The following is an 18,088-nucleotide window of genomic DNA, read 5'->3' as shown; positions in this document are numbered from 1 at the left end:
TGGGTACGACATGGCTGCATTTTGGCGTCGGTTTAGTTGGCTACGATTATGGGTGTTGTTTGGCCTCACTCTGGCCCTGGTGTTGACCATCCTGTCGCGGTCAGCCCCGGCAGATGCTGATCTGGATCGACGGGTGGCTGAAGCGCAGAGCTACCTCGAAACCCAGACGGGGCATCGGTTTACCCACCCCATTGTGGCCACCCGCGACGACGTCTACCAGAGCCTGTACATTCGCAGCGACGCCTCCGGTGAGCACAACCTGGCCACCAGCCGCGCCGCCGTGCGTGACCCCGCCGACCCTAGCCTGTGGGTTGATATTCGCATACTCGAAGGCCGCACGGGGCGAGAATCTACCGGTGAATGGACAGCCTGCCTGATCGTAGTGGCCGATGCCTGGACTAGCCTTCCAGAACCCGCCAAGCGCAGCAACATTGCCCACGAGGTCTACCACTGCTACCAGCGAGAGAAGGCCGGGGCACTCTTTCCCCTGCCGCCCTGGGTATTGGAGGGTTCAGCATCCTGGGCTGGAGAAACTTATGCTGGCGGATCTTCCCTGGGCGAAAGCCGCTGGCGGCGCTACTTGACCAGCTACAGCCAGATCGAAGACCGCAGCTACGATGCCCAGGGCGTGTTTGCCCACATGGCCTACAGCGGCGAACCGGTGTGGAATCTGCTTGATCGCGCCCTCACCCCGCCCCTGTCCGCTCCCGCCGACGAACCTGCGTGGATTGAGCGCTTTCTAGGCCTGATGACCAACCGCGATGGCTTTCTACAAACCTGGGCCATGGGTCTAGAACGCAACGGCAGCCTACGGGATTGGAATACCAGTGGGCCAGGCATCACGGGCGATCGCCGAGAGATAGTCTCTCTCTCTATTCCCCAGGGACGGCGCATTACCCGCACCATTCAGCGGCTCTACCAACTCACTCTGCCCGAGCGTCAGGTGGTATCGGTGCAGGTCTTGAGCAACGGCCATGGGGCGATTCGCTGGGGCGATCGCGACACCACTCGCATCAGCGGCAGTTTTAACCAGTGGTACTGCGTTGGCGACACCTGCCGCTGCCCCGATGGCACCATGCCCGAGGGTGTCACTTCGGTAGACACCCCCCAGGCCATCATTGCCCTCACTGGCTACCCCGGCGATGCCGAACTGGGCATTGATCCGGTAGATAATCCTTGCGAAGAGGAAGAACCCGAACCGACAGCAGAAGGCCCCAGTACCCCTTGGGGTGGCGAGGGCGATCGCGCCAGCGGCACCAGCTATGGTGATCCTCATATCATTACCTACGACGGCTATCGCTACAGCTTTCAGACCATCGGCGAGTTTTGGCTGACGGCGGCTACCGATGGCCATTTTCAGGTGCAGGCGAGACAAGGGCAGATTCCCGGTCGGCCCCTGTCGATGAACACGGCGGTGGCGATGCGGGTGGGTGGCCATCGGCTGGCGATTTACGCCCAGGATGCACCCAATGACGGTTTCCCTGTGTGGCTCGATGGCAATCCCTTCCCGTTGTCCGAAGGGCCTACTGCATTACCGGGCGGAGGTACCGTGCTGCGGGTAGGCAACCGCTACCAGATCGCCTGGCCCACAGGAGAAACCCTGCAAGTTTCCCAAACCCCGATGGGTGGCGCAGCCTTTTTGACCCTCTCGCCAGAGGTGCCTCGCCGACCGGGCGCTTACCAAGGGCTGCTAGGCAACGTCAACCGCAACCCCGACGATGACTTACAGATTCGCGGTGGCTCAGTCATTCCTCCCCAGGATGTCTATGCTCCAGTGGCGCGACTGGTGCAGGGGCTAATTCCAGCCCCGTTGCCCTTGAACCAGGTGCAGAATGCCTTCTTTCAGCAGCTCTACCGTCAGTTTGGCGACAGTTGGCGAGTCGCAGCCAGTGAATCGCTGTTTGACTATGCTCCTGGGCAATCCACCGAAACCTTTACCCGGCGAGACTTTCCCAGTCAGTTTCCGTCACTTTTGGGCGTTGCCCCGGCCCAAATTCAAGATGCTACCCGGCTCTGCCAGGAGGCGGGCGTTAATGAGTGGATGATCGAAGGCTGCGTGTTTGACGTGGCGGCCACAGGGCAACCAGGCTTTGTCGAGGGGGCGGTGAATGCGATCGCCACCACCCTGCTCGACCAGGCACAAGACCGCATCGAAGATGAAATCCGTCGTCGGGTACCCTTTCCGCTGCCTCGGCTACCCTTTTAAGTGGTGCCCAATCTAGGCGGAACTTGGACTGGGCTCGTCGCCACTGGTCAGTTAGACGATGATGGGTAACATCGTTGTAGTCCAACCGCCTCAGAGCCTGAGTCCGCATGTGGCAGGCCGCAGCTTCGGTAAATCTCATTCTATGGTTCTGCGGTAGGAAGAGTGCCTCGTGCATCAGGTTAACGGGTGGCCGTCCCTGTCACCAGGGAATCGAGAGATGACGCTAGAAGGGGATGGCTTGTACATTCGCGTTGGCGTGAAGGCAAGAACCTTCCTCAAAACCCTTCCACAGCGATCGATCTAGAAAGCCTTTGAACATCCGCATTGCAAATGCCGCTCACTGCCTCAGATAAAGTCATCAGCACCATCCTCAAGCACGATACGAAAGTAACGAGCTACAAGATTGCGCTGCTGCGAGCCATCAACGATGTGGTGCTAACCTACCCCGACCTGAGAACCTATCAGAGCGATGTTGCCGTTCCCCTTAGGCTGCTGGCCGAGTTCTGGATCGCCTACTATTGGCCCTTCGTAGATCCCAACGACCCCATCCAGCAGGGACAGCGGGCCAACCGCCAGGGGCAGACCATCAACGACATGGCCTTCAGACCAGCCCTGACCGAACTGAGGCAGCAGTGGGAGCAGGTGATTGGGGGCATGAAAAACCCCGCTGATGGCTTCTTTCTCCTCAACGAGCTGCGATCGCCCCGCAAACACCAGCGCTACCCCCAGGTGCTCATTGAGGCATACCAGGCTGCCATTGCGGTTTGCTACGGTTGAGGCAGATGCTTTCTCTGGAAGTTTAGCGGTGGCGGTGGCGGGCCTGGTTGAGGAAGTAGCTGAGGCCCGCAACCTGGCCAGGTTCTAGCCTGGTTGCTCGACACAAGGCCCGCAAGTCTTGAAAACACGTTGCCCTAGAGCTAAAGCCCATCTGTGGCTCTGAACTGGAAAGCTGAGTCTAAGCAGCTTTCGGGAAATACACCCCAGGAGCAATCGAGGGGGGCAGGAGTTTCCTACGCCACCAAACACGGGTGTTAGGATACTGTCAGTTCTGGCATGAGCATAAATTCGTCGGATCCGACACCCGCTTGCAGTGCTGTAATAGGAAAATTACAGAATGACTGAACCACAACCTTTTCTCTTACGTGCCCATCAGATCGAAGCTAATTTGCAATCATTCTCCCATCCGTGGAATCCTCAATCTGAAATTATCGGTGCCTATTTAGGACGTGCAGTTGGTTTAACAAGAGTTGGGGTCAACTTAGCCAAAATTCCCCCTAAAAAAGAATCATTTATTTATCACAGCCACCACCGAGAAGAGGAATGGATTTATATTTTATCTGGCCACGGGGTTGCTGAAATTAACGAGAAAGAGTTTGAAGTCCATCCAGGTGACTTCATGGCATTTCCTACGCCTTCTGTTGCACATCATCTCCGCAATCCCAGTGATGAGGATCTGGTTTATCTAATGGGAGGTGAAAATCTAGACATTGAGATTGCTGATTTTCCTCATCTAGGAAAACGCATGTTCCGTCAGGCAGATACGGTCGAGATTTTCAACCTCTCTGACATGGAGCAGTTTGGTCCACTGTAGAAAATCTAGCAACCCTGATTGATATAAACAAAGAATACTGAGCTGAAGTTTACTACGGCTGAGGTGGGTGCTTTCTCAGAAAGTTTGGCAGTGGCGGTGGCTGGACTGGTTGAGGAAGTAGCTGAAGCCAGAAATATAGCAAGGTTTTAATTTGTCAACTTCAGCATGAAATCAGACTTCAATGGCGTCACACTAAGACGAATCGCAGAGGGGTGGGAGTTCTCTAGTGAATTGGCTCTAGAGAATTTTATCTGGGATAATCTGGAGGAAGTCTTAGGGCTAATATCGCTCAAACGTCAATACATAATCAAAGGCGAGATTTGCGACATCTTAGCGGTCACACCTCAAAGGCAGTTGACTATCATTGAACTCAAAAATGCTGAGGATCGCTATGTCGTCCAATAGCTGATGCGATACTATGACAGTTTAATTGAGGAAAAGCCTTTTGCTCAAGAAGTTGACTACAATTAGGGCATTCGACTGCTGGCCATAACACCAACCTTTCACCGCCATAATTACGTAGATAGAAAATATAATCGCCTGTTGATTGAGTTCATAAGGGCTTCGATATTGCAGGATTCAGATGAATTTAGCCTCAAGCTTGAATCCCTTGACAGCCCAGTAACACAGCAGATCGTAATTCCTTACCAAGAAGCCAAACTTGTCTTAGAACTTCAGGATAAACCAGACATCCCAGAGCAACTTTTACACTGGCTAGGCTCAAGCCCGCCTCAGAAACAGGAGGGCTTGAGGAAAATCCGCAGTTATATCCTGGGCTACCATGAGCGGATGAGAGAGTTCGTGGACAAAAAGAGTATTCAATACGGGCCTGGGAAAACAAAGCTATACGCGGAGTTCTATTTTGATTCTAGAAACCAAGTGCCTGTCTTTTTCTTATGACTTCCATTGCCTAGCAATTGGAAATCTAAGTCTACAGGTCGTCTTCGGGTTTGGACTGATGGCATTCTAGTTACGAATGTTGGCCATGTGCCAAAAGGTTTGGGGAAAATGCGATTAGAACAAGAGTGGAGAGAGATTCCCAAAGAGAAATAGCCTCGAAAATCTTTGCTTGACAATGGCTCTCATAGATCCCATGTACCTGTTTATTCGCAGGGATATTTGCGAGGGGTGACGGGCAATCCTGAGCTTAAGGAATTACCCAGCCTGGAAACCTTCGTTGAAATAGCATTGCAAAAGTGGCTTGAGAAGCTGTAGAAACTTTCACCACTGAATCCGGTCAAACCGTCTGGGGTTCGCTGCCGTGTACCTAACTGTGTGCTGAATGTTCTTGTGCCCCAGGTACGCCTGAATGTCGCGGGTCGGCATCCCTTGCTCGGCCAGATGATAACCACAGCTATGCCTCAGCATGTGAGGATGAACCGGCAACGGCAACTGAGCCAACCGCTCAGCCCGGTCTACAATCTTGGCGATCGCATCCGTGCTCAGCTTCGCCCCCCGCTCACTCGTAAATAAGTAGAAGCGCTGCGGGTATTTCTCTCTCAATTCCCGCAGCGCTTTGAGTGCATCTTCTTGCAGGCGATGGACTCCACTTTCGCCACGCTTCAGCCGCTTAATGCTGATGGCCCCGGCGTCGAACATGACCGCATCCCATCGCAGGATGACCGCTTCCCCAGCTCGAAGCCCGTGGCGAAACATTAATAGGAGTAGAGTGCGATCGCGCAGGCGATGACGCCCCCGTTCACCCGCCGCCTCGATCAGTCGCGTCACTTCCTCCAGAGTCAGATGCTCTCGACTCCGGTAAACCTCATTAAGCCCCTCAATCCCCAAATCGCTCTCAGGCGAATTGTTGGATGCATCGTCTCCAACCGCTTTTGGAGGAAGCCCTGGGTGAAAAATTGGTGCTGCCGAAACGCAAATTGACCAATCTTGAAGACTTTGTCGAAGCCTTTCCCGACATGGAACGGGTGATTCTTGACGGCATTGAACGCCCCATTCAGCTGGCGAAAAACCGGGACCAACAGGAGGAGGATTACTCAAACAAAAAGAAGCGTCATACCCGCACTCACCTGACCGCTGTTGTCCCAGGCCGCCAGATTCCCGTATTCAGCACCGTGCATCCCGGTAAGTCGCACGACAAAAGCATCTTCAATAACGAGGGATGGGCTGAATGGATTCCCGTCGAGGGGCATGCCTTTGCTGGCCTAAACCGCGATGGAATTGCCACCTAGGTCTATGGCAACCGCAGACATAACTTTGATGACCGCTCCATCTTCACAGCGGCAGGACTCTGGAACTTTTATCTGATGGCGACTTAACAGAGGGAGAAAGGAGGCCGCCTTTGAACAATCTGGCTGAGTACTATTTCATACCAATCGTCCATGCCGCTGGCGCGGTATCCCCAACGATGAAAAGCTGGGCTATTTTCAGGGCAAGTCTAATCTCTAAGGTTGGATATAAGGCCTGATGGCCCCCATCTCCGAGATCTTCTACACTTCGTCAGGACATAGACCCCCTCATCGCTGGATTTGTGTGAGCCCAAACTGTCGTTTGAGCAAAAACTCCATCAGCCTGGGCGGTAATAGCTGCTTGAGCAACGGTAACCACCCGCTCTTTTTCCCCAACCGAATCGTCATCAGCGGCTGCGGCCTCAGCACCGCCGCCACCAGTTGCTCCGCAAACTCATCCGCTGGTGTCGCCTGGGCCTGAGACAGCACCGCCCTGCCCCGAATCTTCGCCTCCAGCGGCACATACCATGACTCCGGCGACAGCACCCCCGCCAACCCCTGTTCTGCAGCCTGGCCAAAGTTTGACTGAATCGCCCCCGGCTGCACCGTGATCACCTGGATGCCAAAGGGGGCCAGCTCCATGCGTAATGCCTCAGACAGACTGTGCAACGCCGCCTTTGACGCACAGTAAGCGCCGGCAAAGGGCGTTGTCACCACTCCTGAAATGCTGCCGATGTTGACGATGATGCCCGATCGCTGCTGCTTCATCACCGGAGCCACCTGCTGTACTAGCTCAAGGGGGGCCAGCACATTGGTATGAAACTGGGTTTGAAGCTGGGTCGGGGTGAGATCTATCAGCGGGCCAAACTGGCCAAAGCCAGCATTGTTGACCAGCAGGTCGATGCGACCTTCCTGATCCACAACGGCTTCAATGACTTGCCGGATGCCTGCCGAGTCCGTCACATCCAGGGGCAGGGTCATGACGGTGTGAGCCTTCAAGTCATCTAGGGCCTCCAACCGTCTGGCCGTCGCGGCCACTCGACAGCCCTGCTGATGAAACGCCTGGCAGAGAGCTTTACCAATGCCCGACGAACAGCCGGTGATCAGAACGACAGGAGATGTCATAGCTAGCCAAAGACAGTGACAACAAAATACGTCATTGACAGTTTAATTTGCAAGTGACTATTATGGGCCTATGAGCATGTTGCAACAGATTGCCCAGCAACAGCCCGAGATGGTCTTAGATCGCTTCGTTGAGGTGACCAACGACCTGCTACCCCAGTTTTTGCCCAGCCAGAGTTCTGGCGGTCGAGGGCAAGAGCCGGTGAACCCTCGGCTGGTACGCTATTACACCACTCAGGGATGGTTAGACAAGCCCCTCAAGCAGGGGCGCGAAGCTCGGTACACCTACCGGCATCTACTGCAATTGCTGGTGCTGCGCCGTCTGCTGGCAGAAGGCTACAGCGCTAGCTCCATTGGTAGCCTGATCGGCGGCCAGGCTGACACAGCGCTAGAAGACATTTTGCAAGGCGGCGTGCAGCTGACGGTGGAGGCAGCAAACCCGGCGCTGGCGTTTTTGTCTCAAATTCGCGATGGGCAAGGCCCGGCCAAAGGCCAACGCAGGGAATCCTCTCCATCAGACCGCTCACCCAAACGATCCGCCAGTCCCGTAGGGGGAGACCCATGGGTCTCCCCACAGCAGGCGGCACCGGCACCCGCCGCCCCCTCGACATCTACCCCCCAAGCCTGGACTCGTCTAGAGATTCTCGACGGTCTAGAACTCCACGTTCGCCAAGACTTTGTAGCTCCCGCCACCGCCCACGAGCGGGATAGCCTGCTGCAACTGATTGCCGATCACCTCGCCCACCTCAAATCCACTCAGAGGCCACCATGACCCAAGCCAAACCCGCTCTTCCTACCCTCGAACTGATTCCGCTCCACGGGGCGATCGTCACCCAGCAGCCCATGACCCTTGATGTGCTGGTGCGCATCACGCCCCCAGCCGTCACCTTTAAGGCCGATCGCGTGCCGCTCAACCTTAGTCTGGTGATCGATCGCTCTGGCTCCATGCAGGGGCAAAAGATGCACTACGCCCGCGAAGCTGCCCGCTTTGCCGTAGAGAATTTGCTGCCCTGCGATCGCATCAGCATTGTCCTTTTCGATGACCGTATCGAAACCCTGGTGCCCAGCACCCTGGCCACCGACAAAAATACCCTGCTCGAAAAGCTCAGCCACGTCCACTCGCGGGGCTCCACCGCGCTCCACGCGGGCTGGATCGAGGGCGGGGTGCAGGTGAGCCAGTACCTCAACCCCGCTCAGCTCAACCGGGTGATCGTGCTCTCCGATGGGCTGGCCAATGTGGGGGAGACGAGGGTGGATGCGATCGCCAGCGACGTTCATGGATTGGCCCAGCGCGGCGTCAGTACCACCACCCTGGGCATCGGCGACGACTATAGCGAGGATTTGCTGGCGGCGATGGCCCGCAGCGGCGACGGCAACTTTTTCCACATCGAGTCGGCGGATCAACTGCCGACGATCTTTGAAACCGAGCTGTCGGGCCTGGCGGCTACCCTTGGCCAGCGGGTCAGTCTGGGTGTCAAGCCCGGCAGCGGCGTCACCGTCATGGACGTGCTGAATGACTTTGACATGACCGACACCCAGCGCTACAAACTGCCCAACCTGATGGTGGGGTCACCCATTCAGGTGGTGGTGCGGTTGCAGGTGCCTGCCCTGGAGCGCAGCGACGAACTGATGCAGGTTCGCCTGGCCTGGGATGGCGCGGAACAGTCCGGTCGGCAGGTGCTGCGGGCTGGGCTAGAGCTGCCCCTGGTCAGCCCTGAGCAGTTCAGCGACTTCCCCGCTAATGAATCGGTGCAAGAGCAGGTGGCGTTGCTGATGGCGGCTCGCGCCCGTCGCGAAGCGGTCATGTACTCTGACCGGGGCGACTATGCTGCTGCTGGTATGTCCCTAGCCAATGCCCGGATGGAGATGGCCGCGATGGCACCCAGTGCGGCCCTGCTAGAAGAGCAATCCATTCTGGAAGACTTAGAAGCTGACTACCAGAGTGGCAACGTCACCAGCGCCCGCAAGAAGGCATTTTCGCAGTCCTTCAACCTGTCGCGCACGGGCAAATCCAAGCCCCGGCGATCAATGGATTCTAAATAGACGACTGCACCAGATGGTTGTATCGGCCTGCCCTGTTTAATGTTTGTGCGCGAGCGCAAGCTGGCGGCACTGGCTGAGGCCAAGGGCGCAGCTGTACAGCCTGAGTCTTGCTAGAGTCCTGGGGTCGTCTGCTCGAATAGTGTTTGGAAATCGGTGGTGACTACCGCCCCAGGGGTGCCCTCTGGCTTAGAAATCACGTCAAAGGCTTTGTTGCGGGCAGTCGGTTCTAGCAGCGCCTGCACCACCACCTCGGCCACATCAGCACGGGGAATGGAGGTAGGGATGTCGCCTGGGGGATGAGCCAGCAGGGTATCGTCCTTGCCGACGATCAGCTCTCGCTGGCCCCCCGGCTGATCTTGTAAACCACCTGCACGAATGATGGTGTAGTCGAGGCCAGAGTCAATCAGGTAGGCTTCGGCCTTGCGCTTCCAGATCAAGATGTTGCCGTTGGCCATGCGGTTGAGGGGGTGTTGCTCGTTGGTGCCGCCCATCGACCCGACGAGAACGATGTGCTTTACCCCGGTAGCTTTGGCCGCTTCAATTTGGTTGATCTGGCCCTGGTAGTCAACTTCCTCTGGGGTGCCGCCCTCGGGGTAGACAAACTCTGGCCGCTGGCCTGGCTTAGGCGGAGCTTTCATTTGCGGGACAGCGCTGGTGAGAATGACTAGGGCATCACGGCCTTCAAGCGCTGCCTGTAGAGCGTCTGGACTTGAAACATCCCCAATGGAAAAATCTGCCGTGGTGCCGAATAGGTCGTTGGCCTTTTGCTCAGAGCGGGCAAAGCCTCTGACTGTGAACTGCCCAGGACGCTGCTGGAGCTTTTGGACGACTAACGCGCCAGTGCGTCCAGTTGCGCCGGTCACCAGCACTTGAAGGGGATGGGTCATCAGGGTTTAGTAAATCGCTACCTGCCCCATCATGGCCTAGCGGTCGCTGTTTTGGCTGTTGCCTGCCAGAAGTTTTCTTGACCCTGGGGCTGCACTATCCCGGAGACGCTAGGGCTCACCATTCATGTAGAGGTGCTTAAACTGGGTTGCGGCTTCGGGGCTAATACCTTCCAACGCCTTCACAATATCCAATACCGTTTCAGAATTTGGATCGCGAACTTCGTTTACCCAGCGGTAGACGTTAGATCGACCAATGCTTAACTCGTTGGCAAGCTTGGTCTGACTGATGCTGTAATCCTCCAGCACTTGCCGGAGTACTCGTCCTGCTTTTCCCATGACTTTAATCATGTCAGAGGATTATTAACAGGCATAAAATTGAGTCCAAATGGACTACAGAATATGTCATAATCGGCGCAAGAATCTGTAGTCCGCCGGGGCGACAGATTTGGTGGCGCTCAGTAGAGCGCCTGCTTTATCGATACTTGTAGTCCAAAAAGGCGGCAGCTATGCAAACTCAAGCTTTTCTTGGTCCATCTCAAGCCCCTGTTGAAACGGTTGGCGTCGAGGTCTGCGTTAAGCTCTACACCTACCCAAAGCCTGACCGTGAGCCTGTCAAGATTTTGGTGATTGGGTCTCGAGAGGCAGTGAGTTCGATTGTTAACTCGTTGCACCAGCTACGGTTTGCCGAAACGCTGGAGTGGACTGATTTTCTGCCTGCCCCTACTGGCGAAAGCCCCATTCAGTTCCGGGATGGGGAAGTGATGAAGGCTTTGGTCAAATATTTGCCACGCACTGAGGGCTAAAACAGTCTTGAGCCGCCAGTTTCAAGCCATCAACTGCTTTACTGTCTGCACTGCCTTGCTAAGAATCTCTGCGGCTTGGTGAATATCATCGTCGGTAGAGAACTTGCCTAGGCCAATTCTGAGGGCACCTTCGACGACGGGCTCGGCTAGCCCCATCGCCCTGAGCACATGGGATGGGGCTTCAACGCCTGAGGAACAGGCGGAACCAGTTGAAATAGCCAGAGTGCGGCGCACTCTGGCTATGATGGCGCTGTTAGGGATGCCGGGGATGGAGACGTGCAGATTCCCAGCCAGGCGGTTTTGCAGGTCGCCGTTGATGAACAGGTCGGAGATTTTGGATTGGAGGAGGGATTGGAGGCGATCGCGCTTTTGCCCAATCTCAACCCCATCCACCGCTATCTCTTCTACCCGCAGCCGACAGGCTTCACCCAAACCCACGATACCCGGCAGGTTCAGGGTGCCCGGTCGTAATCCCTTTTGCTGTCCACCCCCATGGGGACTTGGTAGCTTTGGGCGATCGCGGCAATTTTCTCCATAGGATAAATGGTGCCGACCTCGTTATTGGTTGCCATGATGCAGAGTAGGTGAATGCCGCTGGCACAGGCTTGCTCTAGCTGGTCAATGTCAAGGCGGGCCTGGGTATCGACTGGAATATGGATCAGCTCAATACGTCCCTGCTGGTGAAGGGCGTCGCAGGTATCGAGAACAGCTTTGTGCTCAACGGTGGAAATGGCTATACGAGGCTTGGTGCCAGATCGTTCTAGATGCTGAACGGGGCCTTGGATGGCGAGGTTGAGGCTTTCGGTAGCACCGGAAGTGAAGATGATGTCTCTAGGGGTAGCGCCTACTAGGTCAGCGACGTGGCGGGTGGCTTGCTTGACTGCGGCTTCGGCGCGATCGCCGACCTCATGATCAATGCTGCTGGCATTTCCAAATGATTCAGTTATGTAATGCAACATTAAGCTGGCGACTCGTGGATCTGTAGGCGTAGTCGCGTGATAGTCCAGATAGATGGACTTAGGAAGGAGGTAGTGGATTAACGTAAAGGGTAGAGAAAAACAAGGCATCGCCGTCGCATTCCTAGATTCTGAGGGAGTAAGACCCATGACAATCGAGATGACCTGTCCAACCTGTGGGTCTCACGACATCTCCAAAAACGGTACGACCCGGCGCGGCAAGCAAAACTACTAGTGCCGAGACTGCAACCGTCAATTCGTCGAGGATCCCCAGTGGAAGCCGAAAGACAAAGACACTCGAGCTTTTGTCAATCTGCTGTTGCTAGAGAAGATTGCCCTAGCCGGCATCGCCAGAGCCACCGGGGTTTCTGAGAGTTGGCTACAGCGTCATGTCAACGCTAGCTACGAGACCGTGCCAAAAGCGGCAGACGTCATTCCCAAGCCTAAAGGCAAGCTGACCGTTCAGATGGATGAGCTCTGGTCGTTTGTCGACCACAAAGGCAACAAACAGTGGGTCTGGTTAGCCATCGATGCAGAGACCCGAGAGATCATTGGCTATTACATCGGCGACCGCTCCAGGGAGTCGGCGATGGCCTTATGGCAGTCCATTCCTGGCGTATACCGCCAATGCGCCCAGGTCTATACCGATTACTGGGAGGCTTACGTCGACGTGATTCCGAGCAAGCGGCATGGTGCGGTTGGCAAAGACAGTGGCTTGACGAGTTACATCGAAAGATTAAACAACACCCTAAGGCAGCGAATTTCTCGGCTGGTGCGGAAGACGTTGTCCTTCTCAAAGAAGCTAGAGAATCATATCGGGGCGATCTGGACATTCATCCATGACTACAATCGGCGAATCAGAGAGAAGCTGGCAATAAGGGAAGAGTCCATCTTTTCCTCTGTCCTTTACTAAAGAGCACTACCGTCAATGTCTTTCGCCTTTGCGATCGCCACCTTCAACCCAGCAGGGGTGGCTGAAACCCCAAGAGCGATCTCGTAGCGACCTCCGTTGCTGTCCCCTGGCTTGGGGGGGAAGTGTCTCCCCCGCACATACAATCGGTTGTCCTGCTCGCGAATCGAGACCTTCTCCAGCCCCTGATTAACCTGGTTGATCCGTTCTTTGAGGTCAGGCGCAATCTGGTTCAGACTTCTCCCCCCCATCTCCCCCATTCCTCCCCCAAAAAGAGTACAAACTACCTACACTCAGCTTAATTTTTCTCAGCTGAGTGAAGCAAAGGGAACGCCGCAAATCTTTACGGGAGCTGGATTTCAACGGAGAGGGAGGGATTCGAACCCTCGTTGGGTGTGACCCCAAAGCAGTTTTCGAGACTGCCGCATTCAACCACTCTGCCACCTCTCCAGAGGAGCCTTGCTATTGTACCGCCGAATTGAACTGGACAGCGATCGAGCTGCCAGAAAAACTTATTTCTGAGAGCTTCTCTCGATGGGTCTGTCAGGCTTGGCCGGGGAGGCTGGGTGGTACGATCGCAGCACCTAATGAGGTTGGCTGCGGTCGAATTTTAGAGATGCTGCTTAAACGCTCTGCTGCCCTCAACCTAGGCAAACCCTAACTTTGGGCTGCACTAGGCGACGGTAACTGACTCTGACAAATAAACATCCTGAATCAGGTGAAACAGCTTGACCCCGGTTTCAAAGTCGCGCTGGAAGGTTTTGCGGCCTGAGATCAGCCCCATGCCGCCGGCCCGCTTGTTGATCACGGCGGTGCGCACGGCTTCGGCAAAGTCGTTGTCGCCGGAGCCACCGCCGGAGTTGATCAGCCCCATGCGCCCGGCGTAGCAGTTGAGCACCTGGTAGCGGGTGAGGTCGATGGGGTGGTCGGTGGTGAGGTCGCTGTAGACCTTGGGGTGGGTTTTGCCGTAGCTGGTGCCTAGCCCTTTGGCTACGGCCCCGTAGCCATTGTTGTTGGTGGGCAGCTTTTGCTTGATAATGTCGGCCTCGATGGTGACGCCGAGGTGGTTGGCCTGGGCGGTGAGGTCGGCGGCGGTGTGGTAGTCCTGGTCTTGGTTGAAGGCGCTGTTGCGCAGGTAGCACCAGAGAATGGTGGCCATGCCCAGCTCGTGGGCGCGCTGAAAGGCGGCGCTGACTTCCTGAATCTGCCGGGTAGATGATTCGGCGCCGAAGTAGATGGTGGCCCCCACGGCGACAGCGCCCAGGTTCCAGGCCTGCTCCACATCGGCAAACATCACCTGGTCAAAGCGGTTGGGGGCGGTGAGCAGCTCGTTGTGGTTGAGCTTGAGAATGAAGGGAATTTTGTGGGCATAGCGGCGAGAGACGCTGCCCAGTACGCCTAGGGTGGTGGCGACGGCGTTGCAGCCTCCGGCGATCGCCAACTCAACGATATTCTGCGGGTCAAAGTAGATTGGGTTGGGGGCAAAGGAAGCTCCGGCGGAGTGCTCAATGCCCTGGTCGACGGGGAGAATGGAGAGATAGCCGGTGTGGGCCAGTCGGCCTGCGCCATAGAGCTGTTGCAGGCTGCGCAGCACCTGAGGGCTGCGATCGCTCTGGGCAAAGATTCTATCGATCCAGTCGGGGCCGGGCAGGTGCAGCATTGACTTCGACACCTTGGCCTCATACCCCAGCAGTGAGTCGGCTTCGGCACCGAGCCAGTCGGCGATGGTGTTGGCAGAAGAAAGGGTAGCAACCATAGCGTTTCGGTTGAGTCACGGCGCGAACTGCCTCAACCCTAGCCCAGGAGATAGAGAACCGGGGCTACCCCAGGTAAGATTTTGCTGAGAAAGCTGAGTCTGGGGGGATGGTGCCATAATCGGGAGAACTTGCCCCCGTGATCTTCGGCCTCCGCCTATGTCTGCCATTGACTATCTCCGCATTAGCCTGGTCGATCGCTGCAATTTTCAGTGTCAGTACTGCATGCCCGAAGGGGCCGAGCTGCAATACCTGCCCCAGGGCGAATGGCTGACCCGCGCCGAGCTGCGGCAGCTGTTGCAGGAGGTGTTTATGCCGCTGGGGTTTGCCAACTTTCGCCTGACCGGGGGCGAGCCGCTGGTCAGGTCTGGGGTGGTAGATATTGTGCGCGATATTGCTGAGATGCCGGGGACAAAGGATTTGGCTCTGACCACCAATGCTTTTTTGCTCGACGGGCTGGCCCAAGATCTCTGGGATGTCGGGCTACGGCGGATCAATATCAGTTTGGATTCGTTAGATCCGGTCATTTTTGATCAAATTGTGGGTGGACGGGGGAAATCGCGCTGGCCCCAGGTATGGGCAGGCATTCAGGCGGCGCACCGGGTGGGGTTTTCGCCGCTAAAGCTCAACGTGGTGGTCATTCCTGGCGTCAACGACCACGAGGTGCTAGATCTAGCGGCCCTGACTCTAGAGCAAGAGTGGCACGTGCGGTTTATAGAGTTTATGCCGATTGGCAACGACAGCCTGTTCGCTGAGAAGGGCTGGGTCGATTCGGCGACATTGCGCGATCGCATTCGTCAGCGCTGGGGCCTCACCGAGGGCGAGGTGCAAGGCAACGGCCCGGCGGATGTGTTTCAGATTCCGGGGGCTAAGGGTACGGTGGGGTTTATTAGCCAGATGTCGGAGTGTTTTTGCGATCGCTGCAACCGCATGCGCCTGTCGGCGGACGGCTGGCTGCGCCCCTGCCTGCTGAACGAAACGGGCCAGATCGATCTCAAAACTGCCCTGCGGCAGGGGGTTTCTACGGCTGAGATCAGAGGTCAGGTGGCAGACCTGTTGGCCAATAAGCCCGAGATCAACTACAAAATGCGCCAGTCTGGCACCGCTGGGGTCTATGGCCGCACGATGTCTCAAATCGGCGGCTAAAGGGCGGCGCTCGGTATGGCTACTTTCGATACCAAGTGTCGGGTCACAATCTGTTAATCAAGGGAATGTCTGCCAGCGACCATTCGCCGGAGGCGTGGGTTGAGAGCGGCAGGGAAGGCAACCATGCGGATTGAGCAGCTTCAGGCATTTTTATCGGTGGCCGAGAGCGGTAGCTTTCAGGCGGCGGCCCAGCAGTGTCAGGTGACCCAGTCTACCGTTAGTCGTCAGGTGCAGGCCCTTGAGGCCGAGCTAGATGCGCCGCTGTTTCACCGGGGTGCCCAGGCTCGGCTGACCATAGCCGGAGAACGGCTACTGCCCAAGGCCAAGCGCATCTACCAAGACTGGGTACAGGTGTCTAGAGACATTGCTGACCTGATGGCGGGCAAACAGCCCGAACTGTGTGTGGCGGCAATTCAGTCGGTGTGTGCTACGGTGCTGCCGCCGGTACTCCAGCAGTTTTGCGCCGAGTATCCCCAGGTGCAGCTGCGGGTGACGGCTCTGGGCAGCGATCGCTCTCTCAAAGTGCTGCGCGACGGCCTGGTTGACCTGGCCATTGTGATGGATAACCCTCGCCTCACCACCCAGCCCGAGATGCAGGTTACCCCTCTATTTGACGAGCCCATTGAAGTGCTGATGGCCGCTAGCCACGACCTGTCCGGTCAGCCGACGATTTCCTGGGAGATGCTGGCCCGCTTTCCCCAAATTGTCTTTAAAGACGGCTATGGCATGGCACGGCTGGTGCAGCAGCAGTTCCAAGAACGGGGCCAGGTGTTTAACCCAGCAATGGAGCTCAACACTCTCGATGCCTTTCGCGGCGTGATTCGCCAGGGCAATTTTGTCGCTCTGCTGCCTCAGTCGGCCCTAGCCAACTGCCACGACGACCCTACCCTGGCGGTGCGCCCCACCGAAGCCCCGGTGCTGACGCGATCGGTGGTGCTGGTCACTACTCGCGATCGCTTGGCGATTCCCCCCATTAAGCGATTTCATGACCTGGTGCAGAGCCTGGCTACCCCCGCGCGCTCTAAGCCTACAGCGGTGTCTTACAGTTAGATAACTCTCTGCTCTACTACTAGACTCCTCAGCCCCATGAGCCAAGAATTTCGGGATTTGCTCAAGCAAGTCGGCAGCGGTAGCCACACCTCGCGGGCGCTGACTCGGGCCGAGGCCGCCGCCGCCACCCGAATGATGCTGACCCAGACCGCCACCCCGGCCCAGATCGGCGCGTTTATGATTGCCCACCGCATCAAGCGCCCTACCGCCGCAGAGCTGGCGGGCACCCTAGATGCCTACGAAAATCTGGGGCCGACTCTGCCAGGGATCTCAGACGGTCGCCGCGCCCTGGTGCTGAGCTGCCCCTACGACGGGCGATCGCGCACTGCTCCGGTCACCCCCATTACCGCCCTGGTGCTGATGGCGGCGGGGGTGCCGGTGGTGCTGCACGGGGGCGATCGCATGCCCACCAAAGCCGGCATTCCCTTAGTTGAGCTGTGGAGACAATTGGGGGTTGATCTGCGCCCCCACAGCCTAGATCAGGCCCACACCCTGCTCGACCGCACCGGCCTTGGCTTTGTCTATCTGCCCCGGCACTTTCCCCTGGCTCAGGGGCTAGTGCCCTACCGCGAGCAGATCGGCAAGCGGCCCCCCTTCGCCACCGTCGAGCTGCTGTGGTCGCCCTACGGCGGCCCCCACACCCTGATCATGGGCTTTGTGCACCCCCCCACTGAAACCTTTGCCAAAGACACCTTTGCCCTACGGCATCAAACCGACTGGGTCACGGTCAAAGGGCTAGAGGGCAGCTGCGACCTGGCGCGAGGGCGCACGGCGATCGTCGGGGTCAACCATCCCGCCTGCTCTGAACGGCTGCTGCTGCACCCCCGCGACTATGGCCTAGAGGGCGACGATGTCGAGCTGGGCGACGAGGCCTCCCTCGGAGCCCGACTGCTCGATATTTTGGCGGGCCATCAGTCAGAGTTAGCCAAAACCGCCCTGTGGAACGCCGGATTTTACCTCTGGCAGGGCGGGGTTGCCGACTCTCTAGAGACAGGGTTAACGGCGGCCGAACGGCTGATTGCCAGCGGCAGCGCCCTGGCGCAACTCGACCATCTGCGCCAGGAGTGTGCCCGTTTAGCAGCCACCACCGGAGAATCTCTCGGAGCGATCGCCGCCCGCCGCTAGGCCCCAGTCTCACCCCTCTCGTGCCCTGTCTCTGGCTTTAAAGAGAGAGTCAGTAGATCACCAAGTCCCCGCCAGCCCGCCCTGCGGGGAACAGCTCTTTGCGCGGCTGAAACGGGTAGGCCTTGACCTTGAATCCACCCGCTTGGCGTCGGTCAAAGCCATTGAACGCCTCACCATCCTTGCCCTGATGGTGGCTTTGAGACTGCTCCAACTTATAGCGATGGCCATTGCGCTTAGGACATACGCCTCGGCTTCGGTTGAGAACTGGGGCGGCGCAATGGCGTATAGCCATCGCTTCAGGGGTATCGG

General features: G+C 57.1%; 18 protein-coding genes, 1 tRNA gene and 2 pseudogenes. 12 read left to right on the top strand and 9 right to left on the bottom strand.

Annotated features, from left to right (window positions below; translation table 11 throughout):
- Positions 1–10: 10 nt before the first annotated feature.
- The 4 genes from AC0QKW_RS01420 to AC0QKW_RS01405 all read left to right on the top strand — a co-directional run bounded on the left by AC0QKW_RS01420 (position 11) and on the right by AC0QKW_RS01405 (position 4,697).
- On the top strand, positions 11–2,206 hold the full coding sequence (locus AC0QKW_RS01420) for a VWD domain-containing protein (RefSeq protein WP_473149279.1): 2,196 nt from the start codon (positions 11–13) through the stop codon (positions 2,204–2,206).
- Between the two features lie 330 nt (positions 2,207–2,536).
- Positions 2,537–2,983: a hypothetical protein gene (locus tag AC0QKW_RS01415; protein ID WP_473149278.1), complete on the top strand. Its 447-nt coding sequence runs from the start codon at positions 2,537–2,539 to the stop codon at positions 2,981–2,983.
- Between the two features lie 337 nt (positions 2,984–3,320).
- Positions 3,321–3,797, top strand: a complete 477-nt coding sequence (locus tag AC0QKW_RS01410) for a cupin domain-containing protein (protein ID WP_473149277.1) — start codon at positions 3,321–3,323, stop codon at positions 3,795–3,797.
- Positions 3,798–4,340: 543 nt separating this feature from the next.
- Positions 4,341–4,697: a hypothetical protein gene (locus AC0QKW_RS01405; protein ID WP_473149276.1), complete on the top strand. Its 357-nt coding sequence runs from the start codon at positions 4,341–4,343 to the stop codon at positions 4,695–4,697.
- Between the two features lie 321 nt (positions 4,698–5,018).
- Here the strand turns inward: AC0QKW_RS01405 and AC0QKW_RS01400 are convergent, their stop codons facing one another.
- Positions 5,019–5,585 (bottom strand): tyrosine-type recombinase/integrase, encoded by a 567-nt coding sequence (locus AC0QKW_RS01400; RefSeq protein WP_473149275.1) that lies wholly within the window; start codon positions 5,583–5,585, stop codon positions 5,019–5,021.
- Positions 5,586–5,608: 23 nt separating this feature from the next.
- Here AC0QKW_RS01400 and AC0QKW_RS01395 point away from each other — a divergent pair, with 23 nt between their 5' ends.
- Positions 5,609–5,986 (top strand): transposase family protein, encoded by a 378-nt coding sequence (locus AC0QKW_RS01395; RefSeq protein WP_473149274.1) that lies wholly within the window; start codon positions 5,609–5,611, stop codon positions 5,984–5,986.
- A gap of 285 nt (positions 5,987–6,271) precedes the next feature.
- Here the strand turns inward: AC0QKW_RS01395 and AC0QKW_RS01390 are convergent, their stop codons facing one another.
- Entirely contained in the window at positions 6,272–7,108 is an 837-nt protein-coding gene (locus tag AC0QKW_RS01390; RefSeq protein WP_473149273.1) for an SDR family oxidoreductase, read from the bottom strand.
- A 70-nt stretch (positions 7,109–7,178) separates the two neighbouring features.
- Between AC0QKW_RS01390 and AC0QKW_RS01385 the strand changes: the two genes are divergently transcribed.
- Positions 7,179–7,877, top strand: coding sequence for a MerR family transcriptional regulator (locus tag AC0QKW_RS01385; RefSeq protein ID WP_473149272.1), 699 nt, complete (start codon positions 7,179–7,181; stop codon positions 7,875–7,877).
- Entirely contained in the window at positions 7,874–9,148 is a 1,275-nt protein-coding gene (locus AC0QKW_RS01380; protein ID WP_473149271.1) for a vWA domain-containing protein, read from the top strand. Before AC0QKW_RS01385 ends, AC0QKW_RS01380 begins: the two co-directional genes overlap by 4 nt.
- Positions 9,149–9,258: 110 nt before the next feature.
- Here AC0QKW_RS01380 and AC0QKW_RS01375 read toward each other — a convergent pair whose 3' ends face one another.
- On the bottom strand, positions 9,259–10,035 hold the full coding sequence (locus AC0QKW_RS01375; protein WP_473149270.1) for an SDR family oxidoreductase: 777 nt from the start codon (positions 10,033–10,035) through the stop codon (positions 9,259–9,261).
- Positions 10,036–10,143: 108 nt separating this feature from the next.
- Complete coding sequence (locus AC0QKW_RS01370) at positions 10,144–10,383, bottom strand: helix-turn-helix domain-containing protein (RefSeq protein WP_473149269.1); 240 nt, start codon at positions 10,381–10,383, stop codon at positions 10,144–10,146.
- A 158-nt stretch (positions 10,384–10,541) separates the two neighbouring features.
- Between AC0QKW_RS01370 and AC0QKW_RS01365 the strand changes: the two genes are divergently transcribed.
- Complete coding sequence (locus tag AC0QKW_RS01365) at positions 10,542–10,838, top strand: hypothetical protein (RefSeq protein WP_473149268.1); 297 nt, start codon at positions 10,542–10,544, stop codon at positions 10,836–10,838.
- A gap of 21 nt (positions 10,839–10,859) precedes the next feature.
- On the opposite strand, the pseudogene AC0QKW_RS01360 reads toward AC0QKW_RS01365, so the two are convergent.
- Positions 10,860–11,905, bottom strand: a pseudogene (locus AC0QKW_RS01360) (cysteine desulfurase family protein).
- Positions 11,906–11,954: 49 nt separating this feature from the next.
- Between AC0QKW_RS01360 and AC0QKW_RS01355 the strand changes: the two are divergent.
- Positions 11,955–12,707: pseudogene (locus AC0QKW_RS01355) on the top strand (IS1 family transposase).
- Here AC0QKW_RS01355 and AC0QKW_RS01350 read toward each other — a convergent pair.
- The 3 genes from AC0QKW_RS01350 to AC0QKW_RS01340 all read right to left on the bottom strand — a co-directional run bounded on the left by AC0QKW_RS01350 (position 12,704) and on the right by AC0QKW_RS01340 (position 14,460).
- Positions 12,704–12,955: a hypothetical protein gene (locus tag AC0QKW_RS01350; protein WP_473149267.1), complete on the bottom strand. Its 252-nt coding sequence runs from the start codon at positions 12,953–12,955 to the stop codon at positions 12,704–12,706. The pseudogene AC0QKW_RS01355 and the gene AC0QKW_RS01350 sit on opposite strands and share 4 nt — an antisense overlap.
- A gap of 112 nt (positions 12,956–13,067) precedes the next feature.
- Positions 13,068–13,154 (bottom strand) — tRNA-Ser (locus tag AC0QKW_RS01345).
- 223 nt (positions 13,155–13,377) lie between these two features.
- Positions 13,378–14,460: a class I fructose-bisphosphate aldolase gene (locus AC0QKW_RS01340; protein ID WP_473149266.1), complete on the bottom strand. Its 1,083-nt coding sequence runs from the start codon at positions 14,458–14,460 to the stop codon at positions 13,378–13,380.
- A gap of 157 nt (positions 14,461–14,617) precedes the next feature.
- Between AC0QKW_RS01340 and moaA the strand changes: the two genes are divergently transcribed.
- The 3 genes from moaA to AC0QKW_RS01325 all read left to right on the top strand — a co-directional run bounded on the left by moaA (position 14,618) and on the right by AC0QKW_RS01325 (position 17,779).
- Positions 14,618–15,604, top strand: a complete 987-nt coding sequence (gene moaA / locus AC0QKW_RS01335; protein ID WP_473149265.1) for a GTP 3',8-cyclase MoaA — start codon at positions 14,618–14,620, stop codon at positions 15,602–15,604.
- Between the two features lie 123 nt (positions 15,605–15,727).
- Positions 15,728–16,654 carry a LysR family transcriptional regulator gene (locus tag AC0QKW_RS01330; protein ID WP_473149264.1) on the top strand — a complete coding sequence of 309 codons (927 nt, stop codon included), beginning with the start codon at positions 15,728–15,730 and terminating at the stop codon, positions 16,652–16,654.
- Positions 16,655–16,690: 36 nt separating this feature from the next.
- Complete coding sequence (locus AC0QKW_RS01325) at positions 16,691–17,779, top strand: anthranilate phosphoribosyltransferase family protein (protein WP_473149263.1); 1,089 nt, start codon at positions 16,691–16,693, stop codon at positions 17,777–17,779.
- Positions 17,780–17,828: 49 nt separating this feature from the next.
- Here AC0QKW_RS01325 and AC0QKW_RS01320 read toward each other — a convergent pair.
- Positions 17,829–18,088 (bottom strand): hypothetical protein (locus AC0QKW_RS01320; protein WP_473149262.1); only part of this gene is annotated, 260 nt, incomplete at its 5' end.

The organism is Pseudanabaena sp. PCC 9330 (genome assembly GCF_055795045.1).
The sequence above is the reverse complement of the archived record's forward strand: the minus strand, read 5'-3'. Positions and strand labels throughout refer to the sequence as shown.